Raw genomic sequence first — 19,057 nt, 5'->3', positions numbered from 1 at the left:
GTTCATATAACATTTAGGAGGTAAGGGTATGGATTGGGGAAGAGCCAAAAATGTACTAATTTGCGCCTTTTTAGGTCTAAATCTGCTGCTATGTTATCAGCTGTGGATTGATTTGCGCGATCAGGTTAGTGCCAATCTCGATTTCACTTCCCTGTCCGAAGAAACCCAGGCGGTCATGGAGCAGAAAGGGATTCGTGTGTTGTGTCCCATTCCGGCTTCTACCCCGCAGCTTCCTAATATAACTTATCGATATTCTGCTGAAGAGCAGAATGAACCACCCATTAAATTAGATGTTCCTATAGACAGCAAGCTGATCTATTCTTCCTTCACTGACCTTAGCAAGGCGCTTGAGAGTCAAATACCGGATATCGCAAATTATCGTTTTGATTCTCAAGAAAGTGAAGTTGGGAAGTTCGTGCTTCACCCGCTAGTTCAGAATCAGTGGTCGCTATTCCGAGTTAGGTTAGAGTTGATTAATAGTGATCAGAAGATTGTAGCTTTCCGCTCACCTAAGATTGAGATAGGGGCAAGCAGTAGCGATAAGGAACAGAAGGTACTGCCGGCATCGCAAGCGCTTAGCAGTTTGATTGAAAAATATTTTCCGGCAGACTCCGTAGTAAAGGAGATTGAGCTTGGTTATTATGGTGAGTTGTTCAACTCCGAAAGTCAGGTAGCGTCGCCAATGTGGCGGTTCATGCTGGAGAACGGCAATGCCTATTATGTGGATGCTATAAGTGCGGACATCATCAGTCCGAAGACAACAGATTAGAAGGAGTAAGGAAAATGGGGATTTCATTTACAGTACTGTCCAGTGGTTCTACCGGAAATGTAACGGTGGTTCGGAACGGGGAGACAACACTTATGATTGACGCGGGACTAAGTGCCAAGCGGATCGATGAGCTGTTGGCCATGCGCGAGCTAACGGGTAATGATATAGACGGGATTTTAGTCACACACGAGCATTCCGATCATATTAAAGGACTCGGGGCAATGGCCCGTAAATACGATCTTCCGATTTATGCGAACACCAATACCTGGGGAGCCATTGAAAAAGGCATTGGAAAAATACCCGACTATAACCGAATCATTATGGAGTCGGGACAGCATAGGGATTTTGGTAGTCTGCGTGTAGAATCGTTTGCAATTTCTCATGATGCGGCGGAGCCGGTGGGTTACAATTTTTATGATGGAAAAGAAAAACTGTGTGTAGCTACAGATCTGGGATATGTTAGCGACAAGGTAAGAGATGCGATTTCAGAGGCAGACGTATTGGTGCTGGAGGCGAATCATGATATTGAAATGCTGAGGATGGGACGTTATCCGTGGAATACGAAACGACGCATACTTGGCGACATGGGTCACCTTTCTAATGAAGCAGCGGGAGCAGCACTAAGTGAAATTCTCACAGGACGGACTAAACGTACCTATTTAGCGCATTTAAGCCGGGATCATAATATGATGGATTTGGCTAAAATGTCGGTACGTTGCGCAATGGAGGATCGGGGCTGTTTCTTTAAAGATAGTGAGTTTAAGCTTTGCGATACGTATTATGACCAACCTACGCCATGGGATAAGTTGAGCCAGTTGTCATAAGCTGATCAAGCTCAGCAGTCTTTCGTTCTAATTCTTGGCGGGAGATCAGGCCTTTATCGATCATCAATTCGATCATAGCACTGAAGGCAAGGGTCATATGGTAGTGTTCATCCTTCAAATCGCCAAGCTTACCGATAAACTCCACCAGATCCATACTTGTGGAAAAAGAATTCATAATTATACCTCCTTATGTAGTAAAAACAGAACTGGAGTTGTAAAAAATTCGCAGGCTTTTTACCTCAGGAAAATCACGAATTGAGGGTTGCCTGTGATACAATTATAGACGTGATAAGCAAACTCTAAATTTATGGAACCTTTCTATTAGTGTAGTCTTTTAAGTTGCAAAATATTCCTAGTAGAGAAGATATATTGAAAGATTCTAAAATTCTTTCGATTAACTGAAACTATTGTGTGGTTAATGGATAAAGTGAAACTTTTTAGTGATTGTTGGAGTCTAAAGGATGCAGAGGTATATGCTTGGAACGTGATTGCTAGAGGTTCAGGTTTTAGATACTGTGAACGGTTGGCAATAGAAGGGGGAGATTTTCGGTGGGATTGTTTGATGACGATTTCTATTCAACTAAAGTATCACGGTCCAGAGGGGATGAAGCATCAAAGGGATCATTTGCTAACCGCAAGCATTCTGTGCGAAGATCGCGCAAGGGCTTATCCACTTGGCAAATATCCGCCGTCTGCTCCTTAATCAGTGCTGTGGTGGCAGTCTTTTTATTCAGTATGCTTACTGGACAAATGAGTCACGAAACTGCCCCGAAGTCGGTAGTAACAACTGGGGAGGTTGCCCCAAGCAGAGATCCGTTTGACCGTATCATTCAAGCCGCTGCTACGGTTCGTCCTGCAGTAGTAAGCATTATCAACCATAAAGAAGATAATAAAGAATTGAACATTCTGGATGAGTCAGCATTAGGCTCTGGAGTGATTTATAAAAAGGTAGATAATAAAGCATTTATCATTACTAATAACCATGTCATCGAAGACTCTAGCAATCTTGAAGTCGTAACAGTAGATGGCGAGACACGTAAAGCTACACTCGTTGGAACGGATAAAGTGAGTGACATCGCGGTCCTTTCTATTGATGCCAAAGGGATCAATACAATCGCAGAGCTCGGGGATTCCTCGAAGCTTCGTCTAGGTGAAACGGTCATTGCCATCGGAAACCCGTTGGGACTTGGTGACACATTGACTTCAGGTATTGTCAGCTATACTGAACGGAAGGTTCCCGTATCCTTGAATCAGGACGGCGTATATGATTGGGAGCAAGAGGTCATTCAGACCGATGCAGCAATTAATGAAGGCAATAGCGGCGGGGCGCTTGTGGATCTGGATGGTAAAGTCATCGGTATTAACACGATGAAAATCTCCGATGCAGGTGTAGAAGGGCTGGGTTTTGCTATTCCAGCTAACCATGTGATAGATACCGCTAATGAACTGGCTGAGAAAGGGCGGATTGCCCGTTCCTACTTAGGCGTATATTCGGTAGATTTAAACAATCCTTACATTCCTCTCGCAGAGGACCAACGCAAGGAACTGAACCTACCGAACAATGTTAAGGATGGGGTTGTCGTTCTGGATGCTGTTGGACCTGCACAAGAAGCGGGAATACAGTTCAATGATGTAATTACGAAATTTAATGATGAACCTATTACATCCACGCTTTCCCTTCGCAAGTATTTATATAATCAGACGAAGATTGGTGAGGATCTGAAGATTACCTATTATCGAAATGGGAAAGTTAATCAGACTACAGTAAAACTTCTTGAAAAACCAGAGGAATAATATGCTGGAAGTCGGCATATAATGATATAGCAGTAATGACAAGTAGAGCGAACTACCCCTTCGGTTGAGAAGGTAGAGCTTCCTGAAATAGCGATACTCTGTATCGCTATCGGGGATCTATTTCTTCTAAAGTTTTGATAAATATGGCAATTATAAGCTGATTTAATCAATTTTGGGCTGACTGGCAACCCTTACATTGGAAGGTAATACTTATTAGGGTAGAAACGGATATATACGGATGCCAGCTTGCCTTTGCTAATCAGGTGTGGTAATATGATATCAATCATACATTTAGTCCCTAATTTTCGCATTGAAAAGGGCTGTTATATTCGGTAATACAACCTTTTTCAATGTGTGAATTTTTTCTTTGTTTGAAGATAAAAAGAACATATTAATTTAAATTTGTGGAGGTAACACACATGCAAACAGGTACAGTTAAATGGTTCAACGCAGAAAAAGGATTCGGATTTATCGAAGTTGAAGGCGGAAGCGACGTATTCGTTCACTTCAGCGCAATCACTGGCGACGGCTTCAAAACTTTGGACGAAGGCCAACGCGTTGAATTCAACGTTGTTCAAGGCAACCGTGGACCACAAGCCGAAAACGTTGTAAAACTGTAATAATAGAAGAAACCGTCCCAGCTTGTGAAAGTTGGGACGGTCTTTTTATATCTAGTTAGTCACTATTGACTTACAGGATGGGAGGAACGGCAATGAACTACCGGAAGAAACCTTTGGAAGAAATACCGGAAGAAAATACCGCGATTTGGGCGTGTACCAATGATGGATGCAACGGATGGATGAGGGATAATTTCGCATTTGAACATGCGCCTTCTTGCCGTCTATGTGACTCTCCAATGGTTCGCAGCACGAAGATGCTACCACAATTGCTTAATTCGAATGGCGATCTCAAATCGCTGAAGAAGGGTATTTCCATTACCTAACCAATGCCTTTATGAGTCAAGCTTGTTATAGAGCAGTGAACAACTTCAAGACGGTCAAACCGTCTTATTTTTTTTGCTTTTTTTAAGGTAAATTGTGATTTTTGTCACAAATCATTTGAATTTCACCGTTAAAAGTACCCCTTTGTGTGACATTTATCACAAAATGACGTCTAAATTTTTGACACAATATAATTAACGAAAAGGGGAGAAGGAAGGGAAAAATATGGATACAGTAATGCTGTCGCGTATACAATTTGCGTCGACGACAATATTCCACTATTTCTTTGTACCGGTATCAATCGGACTAGCGCTCTTGATTGCGATCATGGAGACCATGTACGTTAGAAAAGGCAATGAAGAGTACAAAAGAATGGCACAGTTCTGGGGAAAGCTGTTTCTCATCAACTTTGCAGTAGGGGTAGTTACAGGTATTTTGCAGGAATTTCAGTTCGGGATGAACTGGTCTGATTATTCACGTTTTGTGGGTGATGTATTCGGGGCTCCACTTGCAGTCGAAGCATTGGCAGCTTTTTTTCTGGAGTCTACTTTTATTGGCATCTGGATATTCGGCTGGGACAAAGTGTCCAAAAGAGTGCACTTGTTATCCATCTGGCTAGTAGCTTTCGGTACGATGTTATCCGCTTTCTGGATTCTAGCAGCGAACTCCTTTATGCAGCATCCTGTGGGATTTGCGATAAATAATGGACGGGCAGAAATGAATGATTTCTTCGCGCTCATTACGAACGGACAATTGCTGGTTGAATTCCCGCACACGGTTCTTGCTGCGTATGCAACAGGCGCCTTCCTCGTAACGGGTATTAGTGCGTATAAAATATTGAAGAAACAAGATGTATCTTTCTTTAAGAAATCTTTTCAAATTGCAGCAATCGTAGGTATCATTTCTTCTATTGGTGTAGCCGTGGCAGGCCATGCGCAAGCACAGTATTTGGTTGAGACTCAACCTATGAAGATGGCGGCTTCCGAAGGACTGTGGGGTAAGAGTGGTGACCCGGCACCTTGGACCGTATGGGCAAATATTGATCCTGAGAAGCAAGAAAGTACTGGAGAATTTCAAATTCCGTATATGCTAAGCTTCCTTTCATACAGTAAATTTTCCGGTGAAGTTAAAGGTATGCTTGAGCTGCAAGCTGAGTATGAGCAAACCTATGGCCCCGGTGACTATATCCCGCCAGTACGTACGACATTCTGGAGTTTCCGGATCATGGTTCTAGCAGGAACGTTAATGATCGTAATGGGTATGTACGCAATGTATTTAATGTGGCGCAAAAAGATGGACCGTCCAAACACTTGGTTTATGCGGTTTATGTTATGGGGAATACTGCTTCCTCCAATTGCGAATACAGCAGGTTGGGTCATGACCGAATTCGGGCGTCAGCCATGGACGGTATTCGGATTGATGACAACGGAAGACAGTGTGTCGCCTAACATTACAAGTGGTCAGGTTCTATTCTCTGTTATTTCTTTTACAGCGATTTACGCCATTCTCGGATTAGTTCTAATTGGTTTGTTTATGAAAGTGATTAAAAAAGGTCCTTATGCGATGGATAACGATCACGGGGATTCGCATGATCCATATAACGAGGAGGGCGCCCAATGATGTCTCTTAATGAATTGTGGTTTGTGCTCATTGCAGTTCTGTTTATAGGGTTCTTCTTCCTGGAGGGTTTCGATTTCGGCGTAGGGATGGAAACACAAATTCTCGCTAAGAATGACACTGAGCGCCGGATTCTGATTAACTCGATCGGACCCTTCTGGGATGGAAACGAGGTATGGTTAATTACTGCTGCGGGTGCAATGTTTGCGGCTTTCCCTGAGTGGTATGCAACGTTGTTTAGCGGATTTTACATTCCCTTTGTCTTTGCTTTATTAGCTTTGATTGCACGTGGTGTTGCTTTTGAATTTAGAGGTAAACGGGATTCAGTAGCTTGGAAAAAAACTTGGGATGTTTGTATCTTTTTCGGCAGCTTCCTCCCACCTTTCCTCCTTGCTGTGGTGTTCGCCAGCTTCATCAAAGGTTTGCCGATTGATGGCGATATGCAAATGTACGCAGGTTTTACAGATATCGTAAATGTGTATACCGTAGTAGCTGGTGTGACTGTTGTCCTTCTTTGTTTGGTACATGGTCTCATGTTCACAACGTTGCGTACAGTGGGAGATCTACAGGCTCGCGCTCGAAAAATGGCGCAAAGATTGCTTTTGCCACTTGGGGCTTTATTGCTTGCTTTCGTGGTAATGACTTATTATATGACTGATATTTTCGAACAACGTGGTTTAGTTCTTATGATTATAGTAGCGCTGGGAATTATCGCGTTTATATTATCGGGTTATTTCATGACGAAGAAGAAGGATGGCTATGCTTTTGGTATGACAGGAGCGGTAATAGCATTGTCCGTAACTTCTATCTTTGTAGGATTGTTCCCACGTGTTATGATTAGTTCAATCGATCAAGCCTTTAATTTGACAATCACCAATGCGGCTTCGGGACATTACTCTTTAAAGGTAATGACGATTGTGGCACTGACCATCCTTCCATTCGTATTGGGATATCAAATTTGGAGTTACTTTGTCTTTCATAAACGCGTTCACGAGAAGGAGCATCTTGAATACTAATGGATAAAAATTTGCTTGGGTATAAAGGAGTTAAGCCGGTATTTCTGATCGTTGGCCTCCTTACCCTGGTGCAAAGCATGTCCATACTTCTGCTGGCCAAATGGCTGGCAGAAGTCATCTCTGCGCTATTTGCAGGAGAACCTCTGAAGGAACAATGGGCTACTTCGCTATTGTTCCTTCTTGCATTTCTAGTGCGCCATGCTTGCGCCATGCTGATGAGCCGTATCTCTTACCGCTTTGCGGAAGCAACAGGCAGCAACATGCGGAGGGAAATGATGGATAAGCTCTTCCAGCTTGGACCCAGAATGGTGGGCGGGCGTGGAACCGGGGATCTTGTCACACTTGTGCTGGAAGGCGTAACAAAGTTCCGCACATATTTAGAAGCGATTATCCCTAGAATGGTAGGGATGTCAATTACACCGATTTTGGTGCTTATTTATATCTACAAGATGGATACCGCGAGTGGGATAATTCTAACGATCACCATGCCGATTATTATTGTTTTTATGATCTTGATCGGGATGACGGCTCGCAAGCAGATGGACCGTCAGCTAAAATCTTATCGCACCTTATCTAATCATTTCGTAGACTCTCTCCGTGGGCTAGAAACGCTGAAATTTCTGGGCCGCAGTCGTAGTCATAGCACGAGTATTGCCACCGTCAGCGATCGATATCGCTCGGCGACGATGCGTACACTGCGAGTAGCCTTTTTATCTTCGTTCGCGCTGGACTTCTTTACGATGTTATCCGTTGCTTCCGTCGCGGTAAGTCTCGGCCTGCGTCTGGTCAACGATCAGATGACACTGGTTACGGGCTTAACCATTCTGATCTTGGCACCGGAATATTTTTTGCCTGTACGATTGGTAGGTTCGGATTTCCATGCTACTCTCGATGGTAAGGAAGCCGCTGAGGCAATGAAGAGCATTATAGATCAGGATGAAGTGAAAGCTGAAGTAGTAGGTTCTAATGGTGACCAAGCATTGAAATCAGCATCGAAAACACCAGAAGAGATATTCACTTGGCATAAAAATAGCACACTTACATTAAATGATGTCAGTGTGAAATACGAGGAAGCTGGTCTTTCTTCGCTGGAAGCGGTGAACCTGCAATTTAAAGGAGCAAGCAAAATTGGGATTATCGGAGAGAGTGGGGCCGGTAAATCTACGTTAGTGGATATACTAGGGGGCTTTTTGCACCCTACTTCAGGAAGTATCACGGTTAACGGTACAACGGTTAGCGCATTAACGGATGAGGCTTGGCGAAAGCAGACCTCGTATATCCCGCAGCGCCCTTATATTTTTAGTGGTACATTGGCTGATAATATTCGCTTCTATTACCCTGAGGCTTCTATGGAAGCTGTGGCTGCAGCTGTGAAAGCTACCGGATTATCAGAGCTGGTGGCAACCCTTCCAAATGGCTTGGATGAGATGATCGGCGGCGGCGGTCGTTCGTTCAGTGGCGGGCAGGAGCAGCGGGTTGCGCTGGCTCGAGCTTTACTCAGCAGTCGTCCAATTATGTTATTAGATGAGCCAACGGCGCATCTGGATATTGAGACGGAATATGAGCTGAAGGAGACGATGGTGCCTCTTTTTGAAGGAAAGCTGGTCTTTCTGGCTACACATCGCCTGCACTGGATGCTTGATATGGACATTATTGTAGTAATGAAACAAGGAAAAGTGGCAGAAATCGGTACCCATCAGGAGTTGCTTGCCCGCAAGGGTGCGTATTATGAGTTGATTGGGTCGCAATTGGAGGGAATCCATTGAAACGTGAAGGATGGTTTGCTCCGTATGTATCGTCGTATTTTTGGCGTTTTGTGCTTATTATCGTGCTTGGAGCGTTGACGATTTTTACAGCCTCATCATTAATGTATACTTCAGGATTTCTGATCTCAAAAGCGTCTACACCCGTCGAAAATATTCTAATGATTTATGTACCGATTGTAGGTGTGCGTACGTTCGGAACGAGTCGGGCTGTCATTCATTATGTAGAACGTTTAGTTGGGCATGACACGATTTTGCGAATTCTATCTAAGATGCGTGTGCGTCTGTACAATATTTTGGAGCCACAGGCTTTGTTCCTGTCGTCACGCTTCCGCACTGGGGATATTCTCGGGATGCTTGCGGATGACATTGAATATTTGCAAAATGTATATCTGCGCACCGTGTTTCCAAGCATTATTGCTTTGCTGATTTATGGAGCAGCTGTGATTGCACTGGGTACTTTTGATATCGCCTTTGCGCTTTTGATGGCTCTGTATATATTGGTGTTAGTAGTGGTGTTGCCGTTCTTATCTCTATTGTTCACACAGAAGCGCCAACGTGAAGTGAAAGTAGAGCGTAATCGTCTCTATCAAAAGCTGACTGACGCCGTACTTGGTATGGGTGACTGGGTCATTAGTGGACGACAAAGCCAGTTCGTAGACACTTATGAAGCAGATGAGAGAAAAGTAGCCAAAACCGATGCAGCGCTGCGCAGCTGGGCACGTATTCGTACGTTCATTGGGCAAGCGGTAATTGGGATTGGCGTGCTTTCTATGCTGTATTGGGCCGCTGGAGAGTTTGCAGATGGTGCTATTGCGGGTACATTGATTGCGGCGTTCGTACTGGTTGTTTTTCCTGTAGCAGATGCCTTTCTTCCAGTGTCTGAAGCGGTGGAGAAAATCCCGCAGTACCGTAACTCGTTGGAGCGATTGTCTGGTGTAAATGGAACTGAGCAGAACATCGTCTCTGAAAAAGCAACTGTAGTCGATGCTCTGCCTCAGGCCATGAAGAGTGCTCACATCAAGCTCGAAAATGTAGGTTACCACTATGGTTCAGAGGCTAACTGGTCGGTTCGCGATCTCAGCCTCGATATTCCACAAGGTAAAAAGATTGCGATTATCGGCCGAAGTGGTGCGGGTAAATCGACGTTATTAAAGGCTATTCAAGGTGTTATTGAACCTTCTGACGGCTCGGTTACGATTAATGGAATCGCTGCAGATGCCTATGGCGAGCATATTCCTTCTATTATAGCGGTGCTTAATCAGAGTCCACATTTGTTCGATACTACAGTAGCTAACAATATTCGTATGGGTGATCCGAAGGCTTCCGAACAAGCCATTAAAGAAGCTGGCGCCTTAGCCAAAATGGATACGTTGATCTCCTCGTTGCCAGATGGATATGATACCTTTGTCCGTGAAGCAGGGCAACGATTCTCTGGTGGAGAGCGTCAGCGGATAGCGTTAGCTCGTATTTTGCTGCAAAATACACCTGTTGTCATACTCGACGAACCGACTGTAGGGTTGGACCCGCGGACGGAACGTGATCTTTTGAAGACAATGTTCGAAGCCATGAAGGGTAAGTCACTAATTTGGGTAACGCATCATTTGGTCGGTGCGGAGCAGATGGATGAAGTGATTTTTATGGAAAATGGCTCAGTAGAAATGCGTGGAACCCATGCGGAGCTGATGAAAAAAGAACCACGTTACCGCAGATTGTATGAGCTGGATCGTCCGGTGGAGTTTCTAGGGTAGGATGGAGAGTTTAAAATAATATTTATAGAAAATAGAGAGAGAGAAGTGATGAGATTCCTTTTGCCCTTCGGGGTGAGAGGAATCTTTTTTTGGTGAAGGGCAAGAATATAGACAATGGATGAACAGATCGCTGGAATGGATAGATAGGAGTTCCATTTTCGTGGGAAGTATGGTAGAACAATAGAAGGAGTATTAGGCCGTAGCGGCACAGAAAGGGATGCTTGGTTGAATGTATGTAGTATGTAAAGAACATGTAGAATTAGCTATTGATTTGTTTGTGGACGAATATGAAGATGCACCAGATGTAGTGGATTTGAAGGAAACGGAATTCTCTGACTGGGACCCGCCGGCAAAGTGCACCCAATGTGAGAAGAACGCTGAATATTTGGTGGTCTAAAGGACCTTTAAGACTTATAAAAAAACACCTTGCAGTCCCGGAAATGGGCCGCAAGGTGTTTTTGCGTGGAATAATTATAGGTGCATTGGAGGATTAATCTTATGCATCAGCTGCATCTGCCATATTGGTCAGGGAGCTACCTCGGTTATTCTTGCGGTAGACAATGGCTGAGATGATGGCAAGCATTGCTGCAATAGAGAGTCCCCAGTAGATGTTCGAGTAAGCGGCCCGGAGCGGCAGCCCACGCTGCCATTCCAATGCACTTGCGGCCATAGCTACGCTGAAGGCGCCGCTAAAGAATTGCAGTAGCTGGAACAGTCCCATCCCGGAGCCTATTTGTGAGGAAGGCAGAATCCGTGAGATTTCATTGGATACACTACTGGACAACGTCGTGAAGGCAAGACTCATAATCATATAGATCAGCATAACGGCAATCCAGGACCGCCCAGCGAAGAATGCGAAGAGCACAGTAGCAGTCAACACAAGCAGTGGAGCGAAGCGTAATATCCCCGCATTGCCATAACGGTCGATGATTCGTCCGACGGAACGGGAAACGAAGATTGCGAGCAACGAGCCCGGAAAGATCACAAGCCCGGCATGACTTGCACTGAAGCCAAAACGATGAGTTAAAATCTGTGGCAGCAGGAACAATGTGGCGAAGCTGCACAGATAGGAGGCGATACCGACCACCGCCAGTACGAGATATGAGCGGTTACGGAAAAGCGCGGGCATTACAAATGGGTCGGGCGTGCTGCGGATGCGGCCAACAAATAAAGCGATGGCGACAAGTCCGGCGACCAAGGCCACCCACAGCCCACTAGTCAGGAACAGCAGCAGACCGGTGGTGCCGACGCCCAAGAGCAGCCCACCAAGCACATCAAAGGAACCCCGGGTGGGCACCTCTTTAGGCAACAGGATGAGGAACAACGGTACGAGAAGCAAAATAGCTGCCGTTACAGCGAACAACCAGATCCAGCCAAGATATTCGACGATGGCTCCGCCCGCGACCGGACCAAGGCCTAGACCGAGTGAAACGGCTGACATAATCGTCGCCATCGCTTTGCCGCGACGGGCTTGCGGGACATAGCGGGTAAACAGCACAAGAGATAAGGACATTACTGCGCCCGCGCCCGACGCCTGTAGAATGCGCACGATAAGCAGAAAGATAAAGTTGGTGCTGAAGAAGCCGGCCACAGCCGCAAAGCCTAGCGTCAACAAGCCTATCACCAGCAGGCGGCGGATCGGCAGAAAATCAGAGAGCCGGCTGTACGTGATTGAGGCGATCGAAAACATAATGGAATACCCGGTAACAATCCAAGAAGCGGATGCAGCTGTAATGCCGAAGGCTTCGGTTACATCAGGCAGTGCCAGATTGAACATGGCTGTATTCATGATGACGAGAACCACAGCGATGCTGAACAGCAGAGTCAACAGGCCTTCCCGTGGAAGAGTCGCTTCCGGAACGGAGGCTTCATGATCCGCATTCGCGGAAAGGTTATTTACAGAAGTCATGTGCGAAGCACTCCTTTTTTTATTGTTTAATAGTTCGATTACTTACGAACAATTGAAATATAGCATGCGTTGATATAAAATGCAATTAGGATCACCAATATTTTTTTCGCATTAAAAGTAGGACAAAGGGGATAATCATCCATGAAAATACTATTTCATCCGGACCGCAAGGACATTCAGCTTGCTTCCGTATTGTATGCGCTGAGCGATCCGATTCGCCTCCATATCGTATCGGATATTCATAGAAATGGAGAACAGGCTTGCAACGGCTTCAACGTTCCGATTGCCAAATCCACCATGTCTCACCATGCCCGTACGCTGCGCGAGTCAGGGGTTGTGTTTACGCGGGTGCAAGGAACCCAGCGTATACTGTCGCTACGGACAGAGGATCTGAGCGCACGTTTCCCAGGATTGCTGGATTCTATATTGAGTGCTTATGAAGCTGGGGAAAAGCCGGATTTTGTAATGGAGGAGCGGGAGGAGAGTAAGTAGGGGATGGATTGTCTGAAGAATAGGACATTTAAGGAATACGAAAAGGTACTTACTAAAACTACAAGGGACGCCCAGTGCGCGTCCTTTTGCTATTTCAATAGAGGACTATAACAGGAGGCACTTATGCTTATTCAAATTATTGGCGTAGGAAAATTGAAGGAAAAGTACTTGATTAATGGCATCGCGGAGTATGCTAAACGGCTGACACCTTACCTGAAATTTCAGGTGATTGAGGTGGCAGATGAAAAAGCACCCGACTCTCTAAGCGAAGCAGAGGTCGGTATTGTTAAGGCGCGCGAGGGGGAACGCATCCTCGCGCACATAAAGAGCGAGGCGCATGTCATTGCGCTCGCGATTGACGGCAAGCTGTGGAGCTCGGAAGAGCTTGCCGCAGAAATTGACCGGCTCGGCACCTATGGGACGAGCCATGTCGTGTTCGTCATCGGAGGGAGCCATGGGCTCTCCGACGAGGTCATGCGCCGCGCGCAGCAGCGCATGAGCTTCGGGCGCATGACGCTGCCCCATCAGCTCATGCGCCTGGTGCTGGTGGAGCAGATTTATCGCGCGGTGAAGATAAATCGGGGGGAACCTTATCATAAGTAGGGCGAAATATTATGCTTTTGAGTATGAATCTTCGCACAATCTCCGTTGTCGGCTTCGGTAAATGACTACTAAATTAATTTGTCATGTGACAATACTGATGACAGCGGTCACTATTAAATACAATTAGTTCCATTATAATAGATCTAGCTAGTGGTGCTAAGTGGTATACCCGGATTGTTCGCGACAGATGAAGGTAAGGCATATGAGGCAGTGAGCTTTGCTGGAGGAACGGGACTTGAAGGTGATCCCTATCAGATTGAAACCGCCGAACCATTGAATGCTGTTCGTAATTATTTAGGTGCTGGTATCTACTTCGAATTGACTAAATATGGGGGAAAGCAAAGTGATAAAAATAAAAAGACTGCAATTATCTATTGTACTTGTGCTTGTAATGACGTTGTTTGTGGTTCCTGTTGCTCAGGCGGCTCCGGTCGGCCAAGTGGCCGAGATTACTATTATCGTTAATGATAGCGTAATCCCGAGTGACGTCGAACCCGTTGTCCATAAAGGAACCGCGCTTATGCCTTTGAGGGTCCTTGAAGACTCGCTCGGCGTGTCTCTTAACTGGAACAGTTCTACACAAACAATAGCGGTTTTTAAAGGAGATGCATCGGGTACGCTGATTATAGGCGACCCGACCGCCAGCATTAAAGTCGGTGATGTAGAGGAGAAGGTCACGCTCGATCAACCTGCTAAGATCATTCAGAACCGGGTTATGGTACCGGTACGTTTTATTGCCGAATTATTCGGTGCAAAAGTAGTATGGAATTCCACCATGAAAACCATCACCATCAGTACTCAGCCATCGGTTGACCAAGAATCGCAGAATTCTAAAGGCAGTGGAGTCAAGGGTGATAAAGGCGATACCGGAGCGACTGGGCCAGCGGGAGCACAAGGCCCATCAGGACCGGCGGGATCACAAGGAGATCTGGGGCCAGCGGGAGCACAAGGCCCATCAGGAGCGGCGGGACCACAAGGAGATCCGGGGCCAGCGGGAGTACAAGGCCCATCAGGACCGGCGGGACCACAAGGAGATCCAGGGCCAGCGGGAGCACAAGGCCCATCAGGACCGGCGGGATCACAAGGAGATCTGGGGCCAGCGGGAGCACAAGGCCCATCAGGAGCGGCGGGACCACAAGGAGATCCGGGGCCAGCGGGAGCGCAAGGCCCATCAGGACCGGCGGGACCACAAGGAGATCTGGGGCCAGCGGGAGCACAAGGCCCATCAGGACCGGCGGGACCACAAGGAGATCCGGGGCCAGCGGGAGCGCAAGGCCCAGCAGGACCGGCGGGACCACAAGGAGATCCGGGGCCAGCGGGAGCGCAAGGCCCAGCAGGACCGGCGGGACCACAAGGAGATCCAGGGCCAGCGGGGACTTCTTTTACCTCGGAAGGATTTTCTGTTACGGGTACGACATACTCAATCGCTAGTGGCACGCTATTTACGAATTGGAGTGAGGCGTCCCCTTATTACGCAAACCCTGCATTTAATCCTGCTACAGGGATATTTACGGCACCGGCCACTGGCAAGTATGCTATACATGCAACTGTTAACTATAAGACTAACGTTCCAGTTAGTATAAGCTTAGGAAGTGGCATTGATCCATTTTTTACCGTAAAGAAGAATGGCAGCACTGATTTAATAAAAGGTTATATGCCTATCTTGGACGTCAATATGGCGTTAATTTTAACTATAAGGATCGTACTAAGTAGTGCGACGGTGACGCTATCCGGTGATGTAGAGCTGCAAGCAGGTGATGAAGTTGGATTATATTACGAAGCTGACGGTCTAACCCTTGGTTTCAGTACGGATATAGTATGGTCAATTCATCGGCTATCCTAATACAAGGTTGCATGAGGTGAAGTTGAACCTTTGGTAATAGAAACACATCTTAACAGATATAGAGTCGGGCCATTCTCTTTGGGAGAATGTCTGGCTCTATTTTTGAATAGGACTCTTTAACAAGGATAGTTAAGCAAATGTCTACAACAAATTATTGATCTTTAGGGGTGACTGGTTCAGAGTAGAACTGTTGATATCGTTCCAACAATTTCTTCCCATTCTTCTTGACATAGTCTCGTTACTTTCTAACATTATATCCTTTATAGGAACCATAGGAAATTCCTGAAGATGTGTGTAGATTTACAGCGTTTGATGCCACGCGGTTTGTAGGTTCTGTATTAATTTCTACACTGTCATAAAAGCGACTTCTTTTTGCATCACAACAGTTGCATTCCAACCTTGCTTGTTTTTAATGTGCTTGGCTGGGGAGCGGGCGTTATCGTGTTGGAACCCGAATCATTCCGAAATTGGATTCGTGAGGAAGTCCAAAGAATTCTAAAACGCTACTGACATAACGTTGTCAGTAGCGTTTTTTTATAATTGGACATGTAAATGTAAAGGAGATAGATAGTAAAAAGTATGTTTTACAACGGCTGTGGGATACAGCCAGACCTATTATTAGGAAGGATGATATCTTGTGAATTTCGCTTCTGTACGTATCATTACTGACGACGTGGATCGTCTCGTCGAGTTCTATGAGAAAGTCATGGGGGTTTCGGCAGAGCGACCTGCGCCCGTATTTGCCGAACTCGTTCTGCCATCATGCACCCTTGCAATCGGCCACTCCCAGACGACGCAGCTATTCGGCGCCGGTTGCGCAGTGGGGGCCAATAATCGCACTGTCATTATTGAGTTCCGCATCGACGATATTGAAGCTGAATATATGCGCTTGAAGCCATTTGTTGATAATTGGGTAAAGGAACCGACCATGATGCCGTGGGGGAACCGTTCTATGCTGTTCCGCGATCCCGATGGCAACCTTCTTAACCTCTTCGAGCCGGTGACCGAGGATGCGATTAAACGGTTTAGAAGTAGACATTGACGGGCAGTAAAGGATGGACTTCAAACTTGCCGTTACAGACAGCGCAGGGAACCGTATCATAAGTAGGGCCAAATTTTAATGCATACTATTTTTGGTTAAATCAACGCTCCAGTGAAATAATGCTGGGGCGTTGATTTCTTGTTTGGCGATTAGTTGGCTTCAGCAGAATTTTGCATATGGACAAACTTTCTGACTTCATTTCTAATAAATTTCTTGATTGCGCTTTTATTGTATTGAATTTCGAATAGTTCTGAAAGAGAATATTGAAGGATGTGAGTTTCATTTATTATTAAAAGCATAATGGGTTGAGAAATTACCTTGTAATTGTGTGAGGTTAAGTAGATGTTACGGTGAACCGTATCATAAGTAGGGGCAAGTTTCTTTCATTTTGGGTTGGTGGGTCTTAGAGATAAAAACTTGGATTATAGTCAGAACGGGGTTCAAGCACGTGGCGGATCGGGAAGGGGAACATATGACAAGGGTGCCTGCGGAGAATCTTCCCTCTGCCCGATAAGAAAGAAAATGCCCCCTCCGCTATTTTGGCGGAAGGGGCCGGTTCCTTACATCAAAAACAGCAATCAGGATGTTGTTGTTCTTTCCGCCAGTGTAGTAATCGACTCAATGTCTTGATCGGTTAATAGATCTAGAAAATGCTTGCGTATTGCCTTTGAGACTATGGGAAGGGCTTCGTCTAAGGCTGACCTTCCGGCGGAAGTAATGATGACTTGAACACCGCGATCTGTGTCTAGAGGTTTCCTCAGAACTAGACCTCGTTTTTCCATCCGCGTTAGATGATGTGATAGTCGGCTCTTATCCCAGTCCATCGAGTCAGCTAATTCCTGTTGGCGAAGCTTACCATTGCCAAATTGGACTAGCCGGTCTAATACTCCAAAATCACCCTCTGAGAGTCCTGTGTGTTCAGACATTTCTTTTACAACGCGACCGAAGATTCGTTTAAAGGAGCCTTTCCACATATTCCATATCCGCATTTCATCTTCGTTAAGTTCGTTTATATCCATACGAATATAATATCATGGTTGACGCATCAACCACAAGGTGTTACTATGTATTCATAGGTTGATATGTCAACTTAAGGGAGTGGTATTGTCTTAAGGTTGATACATCAACTGGAAAAGGTATTTAATGGGTCTGCAGATGATGCAAGGAAGGAGAGGGGAAATGCATAAACCCGTCGCCTTGGTCACTGGGGTCAACAAAGGAAACGGCCTTCAAACATCCCGTGCGCCTTGCGCTCCTCGACGAGGACGGTCCGACGGGCACATTTTCAAACGAGAGACGTCAGCTACCTTGGTAATGTAATCACGAGCGACGTATCACCGAGAGATCCACGAAACCTAAAGGCGTAACGCCTTCCCCTACAAATATATAAGGAGTGTGTTATTAAATGGAATATGTGAAGCTTGGACGCAGCGGGTTAGAGGTTTCGAAGTTAAGCCTTGGAACCATGAGTTTCGGCGTACCTGAACGCGGCAATACTCCATGGTCTCTGGATGAGGAGCAAAGCAGACTGATTATTAAGAGGGCACTCGAATTGGGCATCAACTTTTTCAGTACTGCCAACATGTATTCCGACGGAACAAGCGAAGAAATCCTCGGGCGTGCCTTAAAGGACTTCGCTCATCGTGACGAAGTCGTCATAGCTACAAAGGTATTTGTTCCGATGCGCAAAGGTCCGAATGCTATGGGACTTTCCCGCAGGGCCATCATGACCGAAATTGATAACAGTCTAAGACGACTCGGAACAGACTACGTCGATGTGTACCAGATCCATCGGTGGGATCCAAATACGCCGATTGAAGAGACGATGGAGGCTCTTCACGATTTAGTTAAGGCGGGCAAGGTCAGATACCTCGGAGCATCTTCCATGCTGGCATGGCAGTTTGCGAAAGCTCAGCATGTTGCAGAGCGCAACGGTTGGACACGGTTCGTCTCTATGGAGAATAGATTAAACCTGCTCTACCGGGAAGAAGAAAGAGAAATGCTCCCCCTTTGCAGAGACGAGGGAGTTGGCGTCACTCCTTACCTGCCTTTGGCTGCAGGCCGGTTAACTAGGGATTGGAATGAACAGACCTCACGATCCGAGAATGACCAGATAGCTAAAGAGTTGTTTATTAAAACGGAAGAAGCTGATCGTAAAGTAGCAGAGAGAGTTGCGGAAGTCGCTGCTAACCAAGGAATTCCACGCGCACAAGTTGCTCTTGCATGGTTGCTGCAAAAAGAAGAGATCACCGCCCCAATTATCGGTTCGACCAAGACCAGCCATCTCGAAGATGCCGTTTCGGCGTTGTCGGTTAAATTGACACCTGAAGAAATTACCAGTTTAGAAGAACTTTATGTACCACATTCATTAGTATAAATTGGACACATCTATACAACGAATCCTATGTATTGAACTCTTCATGGAAACGATCCATGAAGAGTTGATGCATGGAAACTCCCATGAAAGAGGAGCCACAAAAGGTGTTTGTAACACTTAAGAATTCTACGGCAGTTTCAAAAACATGCCGCTTCAGCCATCGCGGTGAACCGTATCATAAGTAGGCCGAAATTTTTGTGCTTTACCACTTAACAACATGAAGAGTTAAGACCACTACCAATTGTCGTTCTGTAGTCTATGTCACTGTTGTGTCTAAAGGTAACAGGCGAACCTTGCCACTCTATTTGGCTGTCAC

At 45.8% G+C, this 19,057-nt stretch carries 19 protein-coding genes; 16 read left to right on the top strand and 3 right to left on the bottom strand.

Annotated elements, in window-relative coordinates; genetic code table 11:
- Positions 1–28: 28 nt before the first annotated feature.
- Positions 29–769, top strand: coding sequence for a two-component system regulatory protein YycI (yycI, locus tag H70737_RS29355; RefSeq protein ID WP_042193029.1), 741 nt, complete (start codon positions 29–31; stop codon positions 767–769).
- A 14-nt stretch (positions 770–783) separates the two neighbouring features.
- On the top strand, positions 784–1,593 hold the full coding sequence (locus tag H70737_RS29350; protein ID WP_042193028.1) for an MBL fold metallo-hydrolase: 810 nt from the start codon (positions 784–786) through the stop codon (positions 1,591–1,593).
- On the opposite strand, the gene H70737_RS29345 is transcribed toward H70737_RS29350, so the two are convergent.
- On the bottom strand, positions 1,559–1,768 hold the full coding sequence (locus H70737_RS29345) for a hypothetical protein (RefSeq protein ID WP_042193027.1): 210 nt from the start codon (positions 1,766–1,768) through the stop codon (positions 1,559–1,561). The genes H70737_RS29350 and H70737_RS29345 overlap by 35 nt on opposite strands.
- 374 nt (positions 1,769–2,142) lie before the next feature.
- Here H70737_RS29345 and H70737_RS29340 point away from each other — a divergent pair, with 374 nt between their 5' ends.
- From H70737_RS29340 to H70737_RS30545, 8 genes are all read left to right on the top strand, one after another.
- The gene (locus H70737_RS29340) at positions 2,143–3,387 is read left to right on the top strand and encodes a S1C family serine protease (protein ID WP_042193026.1); all 1,245 of its coding nucleotides are present in this window, start codon (positions 2,143–2,145) and stop codon (positions 3,385–3,387) included.
- A gap of 419 nt (positions 3,388–3,806) precedes the next feature.
- A complete protein-coding gene (locus H70737_RS29335) occupies positions 3,807–4,007 on the top strand; it encodes a cold-shock protein (RefSeq protein WP_019914582.1) in 201 nt (66 codons plus the stop codon).
- A gap of 92 nt (positions 4,008–4,099) precedes the next feature.
- Positions 4,100–4,330: a cold-shock protein gene (locus H70737_RS29330; RefSeq protein ID WP_042131698.1), complete on the top strand. Its 231-nt coding sequence runs from the start codon at positions 4,100–4,102 to the stop codon at positions 4,328–4,330.
- A 223-nt stretch (positions 4,331–4,553) separates the two neighbouring features.
- Positions 4,554–5,948: a cytochrome ubiquinol oxidase subunit I gene (locus H70737_RS29325; RefSeq protein WP_042193025.1), complete on the top strand. Its 1,395-nt coding sequence runs from the start codon at positions 4,554–4,556 to the stop codon at positions 5,946–5,948.
- Positions 5,945–6,961, top strand: coding sequence for a cytochrome d ubiquinol oxidase subunit II (gene cydB, locus H70737_RS29320; protein ID WP_042193024.1), 1,017 nt, complete (start codon positions 5,945–5,947; stop codon positions 6,959–6,961). The genes H70737_RS29325 and cydB overlap by 4 nt, the downstream gene beginning before the upstream one ends.
- Positions 6,961–8,727, top strand: coding sequence for a thiol reductant ABC exporter subunit CydD (gene cydD, locus H70737_RS29315; protein WP_042193023.1), 1,767 nt, complete (start codon positions 6,961–6,963; stop codon positions 8,725–8,727). Before cydB ends, cydD begins: the two co-directional genes overlap by 1 nt.
- Positions 8,724–10,475: a thiol reductant ABC exporter subunit CydC gene (cydC, locus tag H70737_RS29310; RefSeq protein WP_042193022.1), complete on the top strand. Its 1,752-nt coding sequence runs from the start codon at positions 8,724–8,726 to the stop codon at positions 10,473–10,475. Before cydD ends, cydC begins: the two co-directional genes overlap by 4 nt.
- A 229-nt stretch (positions 10,476–10,704) precedes the next feature.
- On the top strand, positions 10,705–10,872 hold the full coding sequence (locus tag H70737_RS30545; RefSeq protein ID WP_076120603.1) for a CxxH/CxxC protein: 168 nt from the start codon (positions 10,705–10,707) through the stop codon (positions 10,870–10,872).
- Positions 10,873–10,971: 99 nt separating this feature from the next.
- Here H70737_RS30545 and H70737_RS29305 read toward each other — a convergent pair whose 3' ends face one another.
- Complete coding sequence (locus tag H70737_RS29305) at positions 10,972–12,384, bottom strand: MFS transporter (protein ID WP_042193021.1); 1,413 nt, start codon at positions 12,382–12,384, stop codon at positions 10,972–10,974.
- Between the two features lie 141 nt (positions 12,385–12,525).
- Here H70737_RS29305 and H70737_RS29300 point away from each other — a divergent pair, with 141 nt between their 5' ends.
- The 5 genes from H70737_RS29300 to H70737_RS29285 all read left to right on the top strand — a co-directional run bounded on the left by H70737_RS29300 (position 12,526) and on the right by H70737_RS29285 (position 16,364).
- Entirely contained in the window at positions 12,526–12,876 is a 351-nt protein-coding gene (locus H70737_RS29300) for an ArsR/SmtB family transcription factor (protein ID WP_042193020.1), read from the top strand.
- A 123-nt stretch (positions 12,877–12,999) separates the two neighbouring features.
- The gene (rlmH, locus tag H70737_RS29295; RefSeq protein WP_042131690.1) at positions 13,000–13,479 is read left to right on the top strand and encodes a 23S rRNA (pseudouridine(1915)-N(3))-methyltransferase RlmH; all 480 of its coding nucleotides are present in this window, start codon (positions 13,000–13,002) and stop codon (positions 13,477–13,479) included.
- A 343-nt stretch (positions 13,480–13,822) separates the two neighbouring features.
- Positions 13,823–15,322: a stalk domain-containing protein gene (locus H70737_RS31560; protein ID WP_052404465.1), complete on the top strand. Its 1,500-nt coding sequence runs from the start codon at positions 13,823–13,825 to the stop codon at positions 15,320–15,322.
- 414 nt (positions 15,323–15,736) lie between these two features.
- The gene (locus tag H70737_RS31705; protein WP_442950262.1) at positions 15,737–15,832 is read left to right on the top strand and encodes a WCX domain-containing protein; all 96 of its coding nucleotides are present in this window, start codon (positions 15,737–15,739) and stop codon (positions 15,830–15,832) included.
- Positions 15,833–15,959: 127 nt separating this feature from the next.
- Positions 15,960–16,364, top strand: coding sequence for a VOC family protein (locus H70737_RS29285; protein WP_042193019.1), 405 nt, complete (start codon positions 15,960–15,962; stop codon positions 16,362–16,364).
- A gap of 578 nt (positions 16,365–16,942) precedes the next feature.
- Here H70737_RS29285 and H70737_RS29280 read toward each other — a convergent pair.
- Positions 16,943–17,383 carry a MarR family winged helix-turn-helix transcriptional regulator gene (locus H70737_RS29280; RefSeq protein ID WP_042193018.1) on the bottom strand — a complete coding sequence of 147 codons (441 nt, stop codon included), beginning with the start codon at positions 17,381–17,383 and terminating at the stop codon, positions 16,943–16,945.
- 386 nt (positions 17,384–17,769) lie between these two features.
- Here H70737_RS29280 and H70737_RS29275 point away from each other — a divergent pair, with 386 nt between their 5' ends.
- Positions 17,770–18,741 carry an aldo/keto reductase gene (locus H70737_RS29275; RefSeq protein ID WP_042193017.1) on the top strand — a complete coding sequence of 324 codons (972 nt, stop codon included), beginning with the start codon at positions 17,770–17,772 and terminating at the stop codon, positions 18,739–18,741.
- Positions 18,742–19,057 lie beyond the last annotated feature (316 nt).

It is taken from the genome of Paenibacillus sp. FSL H7-0737 (assembly GCF_000758545.1).
GTDB lineage: Bacteria > Bacillota > Bacilli > Paenibacillales > Paenibacillaceae > Paenibacillus_AQ.
This window is presented reverse-complemented; position numbering and strand designations above follow the sequence as displayed.

What these genes read in the sequence shown, in the direction of transcription:
- H70737_RS30545 (WP_076120603.1), top strand. Translation starts at nt 10,705, where the DNA reads ATGTATGTAGTATGTAAAGAACATGTAGAATTAGCTATTGATTTGTTT.
- H70737_RS29305 (WP_042193021.1), bottom strand. Translation starts at nt 12,384, where the DNA reads ATGACTTCTGTAAATAACCTTTCCGCGAATGCGGATCATGAAGCCTCC.
- H70737_RS29345 (WP_042193027.1), bottom strand. Translation starts at nt 1,768, where the DNA reads ATGAATTCTTTTTCCACAAGTATGGATCTGGTGGAGTTTATCGGTAAG.
- H70737_RS29275 (WP_042193017.1), top strand. Translation starts at nt 17,770, where the DNA reads ATGGAATATGTGAAGCTTGGACGCAGCGGGTTAGAGGTTTCGAAGTTA.
- H70737_RS29300 (WP_042193020.1), top strand. Translation starts at nt 12,526, where the DNA reads ATGAAAATACTATTTCATCCGGACCGCAAGGACATTCAGCTTGCTTCC.
- H70737_RS29335 (WP_019914582.1), top strand. Translation starts at nt 3,807, where the DNA reads ATGCAAACAGGTACAGTTAAATGGTTCAACGCAGAAAAAGGATTCGGA.
- cydB (WP_042193024.1), top strand. Translation starts at nt 5,945, where the DNA reads ATGATGTCTCTTAATGAATTGTGGTTTGTGCTCATTGCAGTTCTGTTT.
- H70737_RS29325 (WP_042193025.1), top strand. Translation starts at nt 4,554, where the DNA reads ATGGATACAGTAATGCTGTCGCGTATACAATTTGCGTCGACGACAATA.
- H70737_RS29330 (WP_042131698.1), top strand. Translation starts at nt 4,100, where the DNA reads ATGAACTACCGGAAGAAACCTTTGGAAGAAATACCGGAAGAAAATACC.
- H70737_RS29350 (WP_042193028.1), top strand. Translation starts at nt 784, where the DNA reads ATGGGGATTTCATTTACAGTACTGTCCAGTGGTTCTACCGGAAATGTA.
- cydD (WP_042193023.1), top strand. Translation starts at nt 6,961, where the DNA reads ATGGATAAAAATTTGCTTGGGTATAAAGGAGTTAAGCCGGTATTTCTG.
- yycI (WP_042193029.1), top strand. Translation starts at nt 29, where the DNA reads ATGGATTGGGGAAGAGCCAAAAATGTACTAATTTGCGCCTTTTTAGGT.
- rlmH (WP_042131690.1), top strand. Translation starts at nt 13,000, where the DNA reads ATGCTTATTCAAATTATTGGCGTAGGAAAATTGAAGGAAAAGTACTTG.
- H70737_RS29280 (WP_042193018.1), bottom strand. Translation starts at nt 17,383, where the DNA reads ATGGATATAAACGAACTTAACGAAGATGAAATGCGGATATGGAATATG.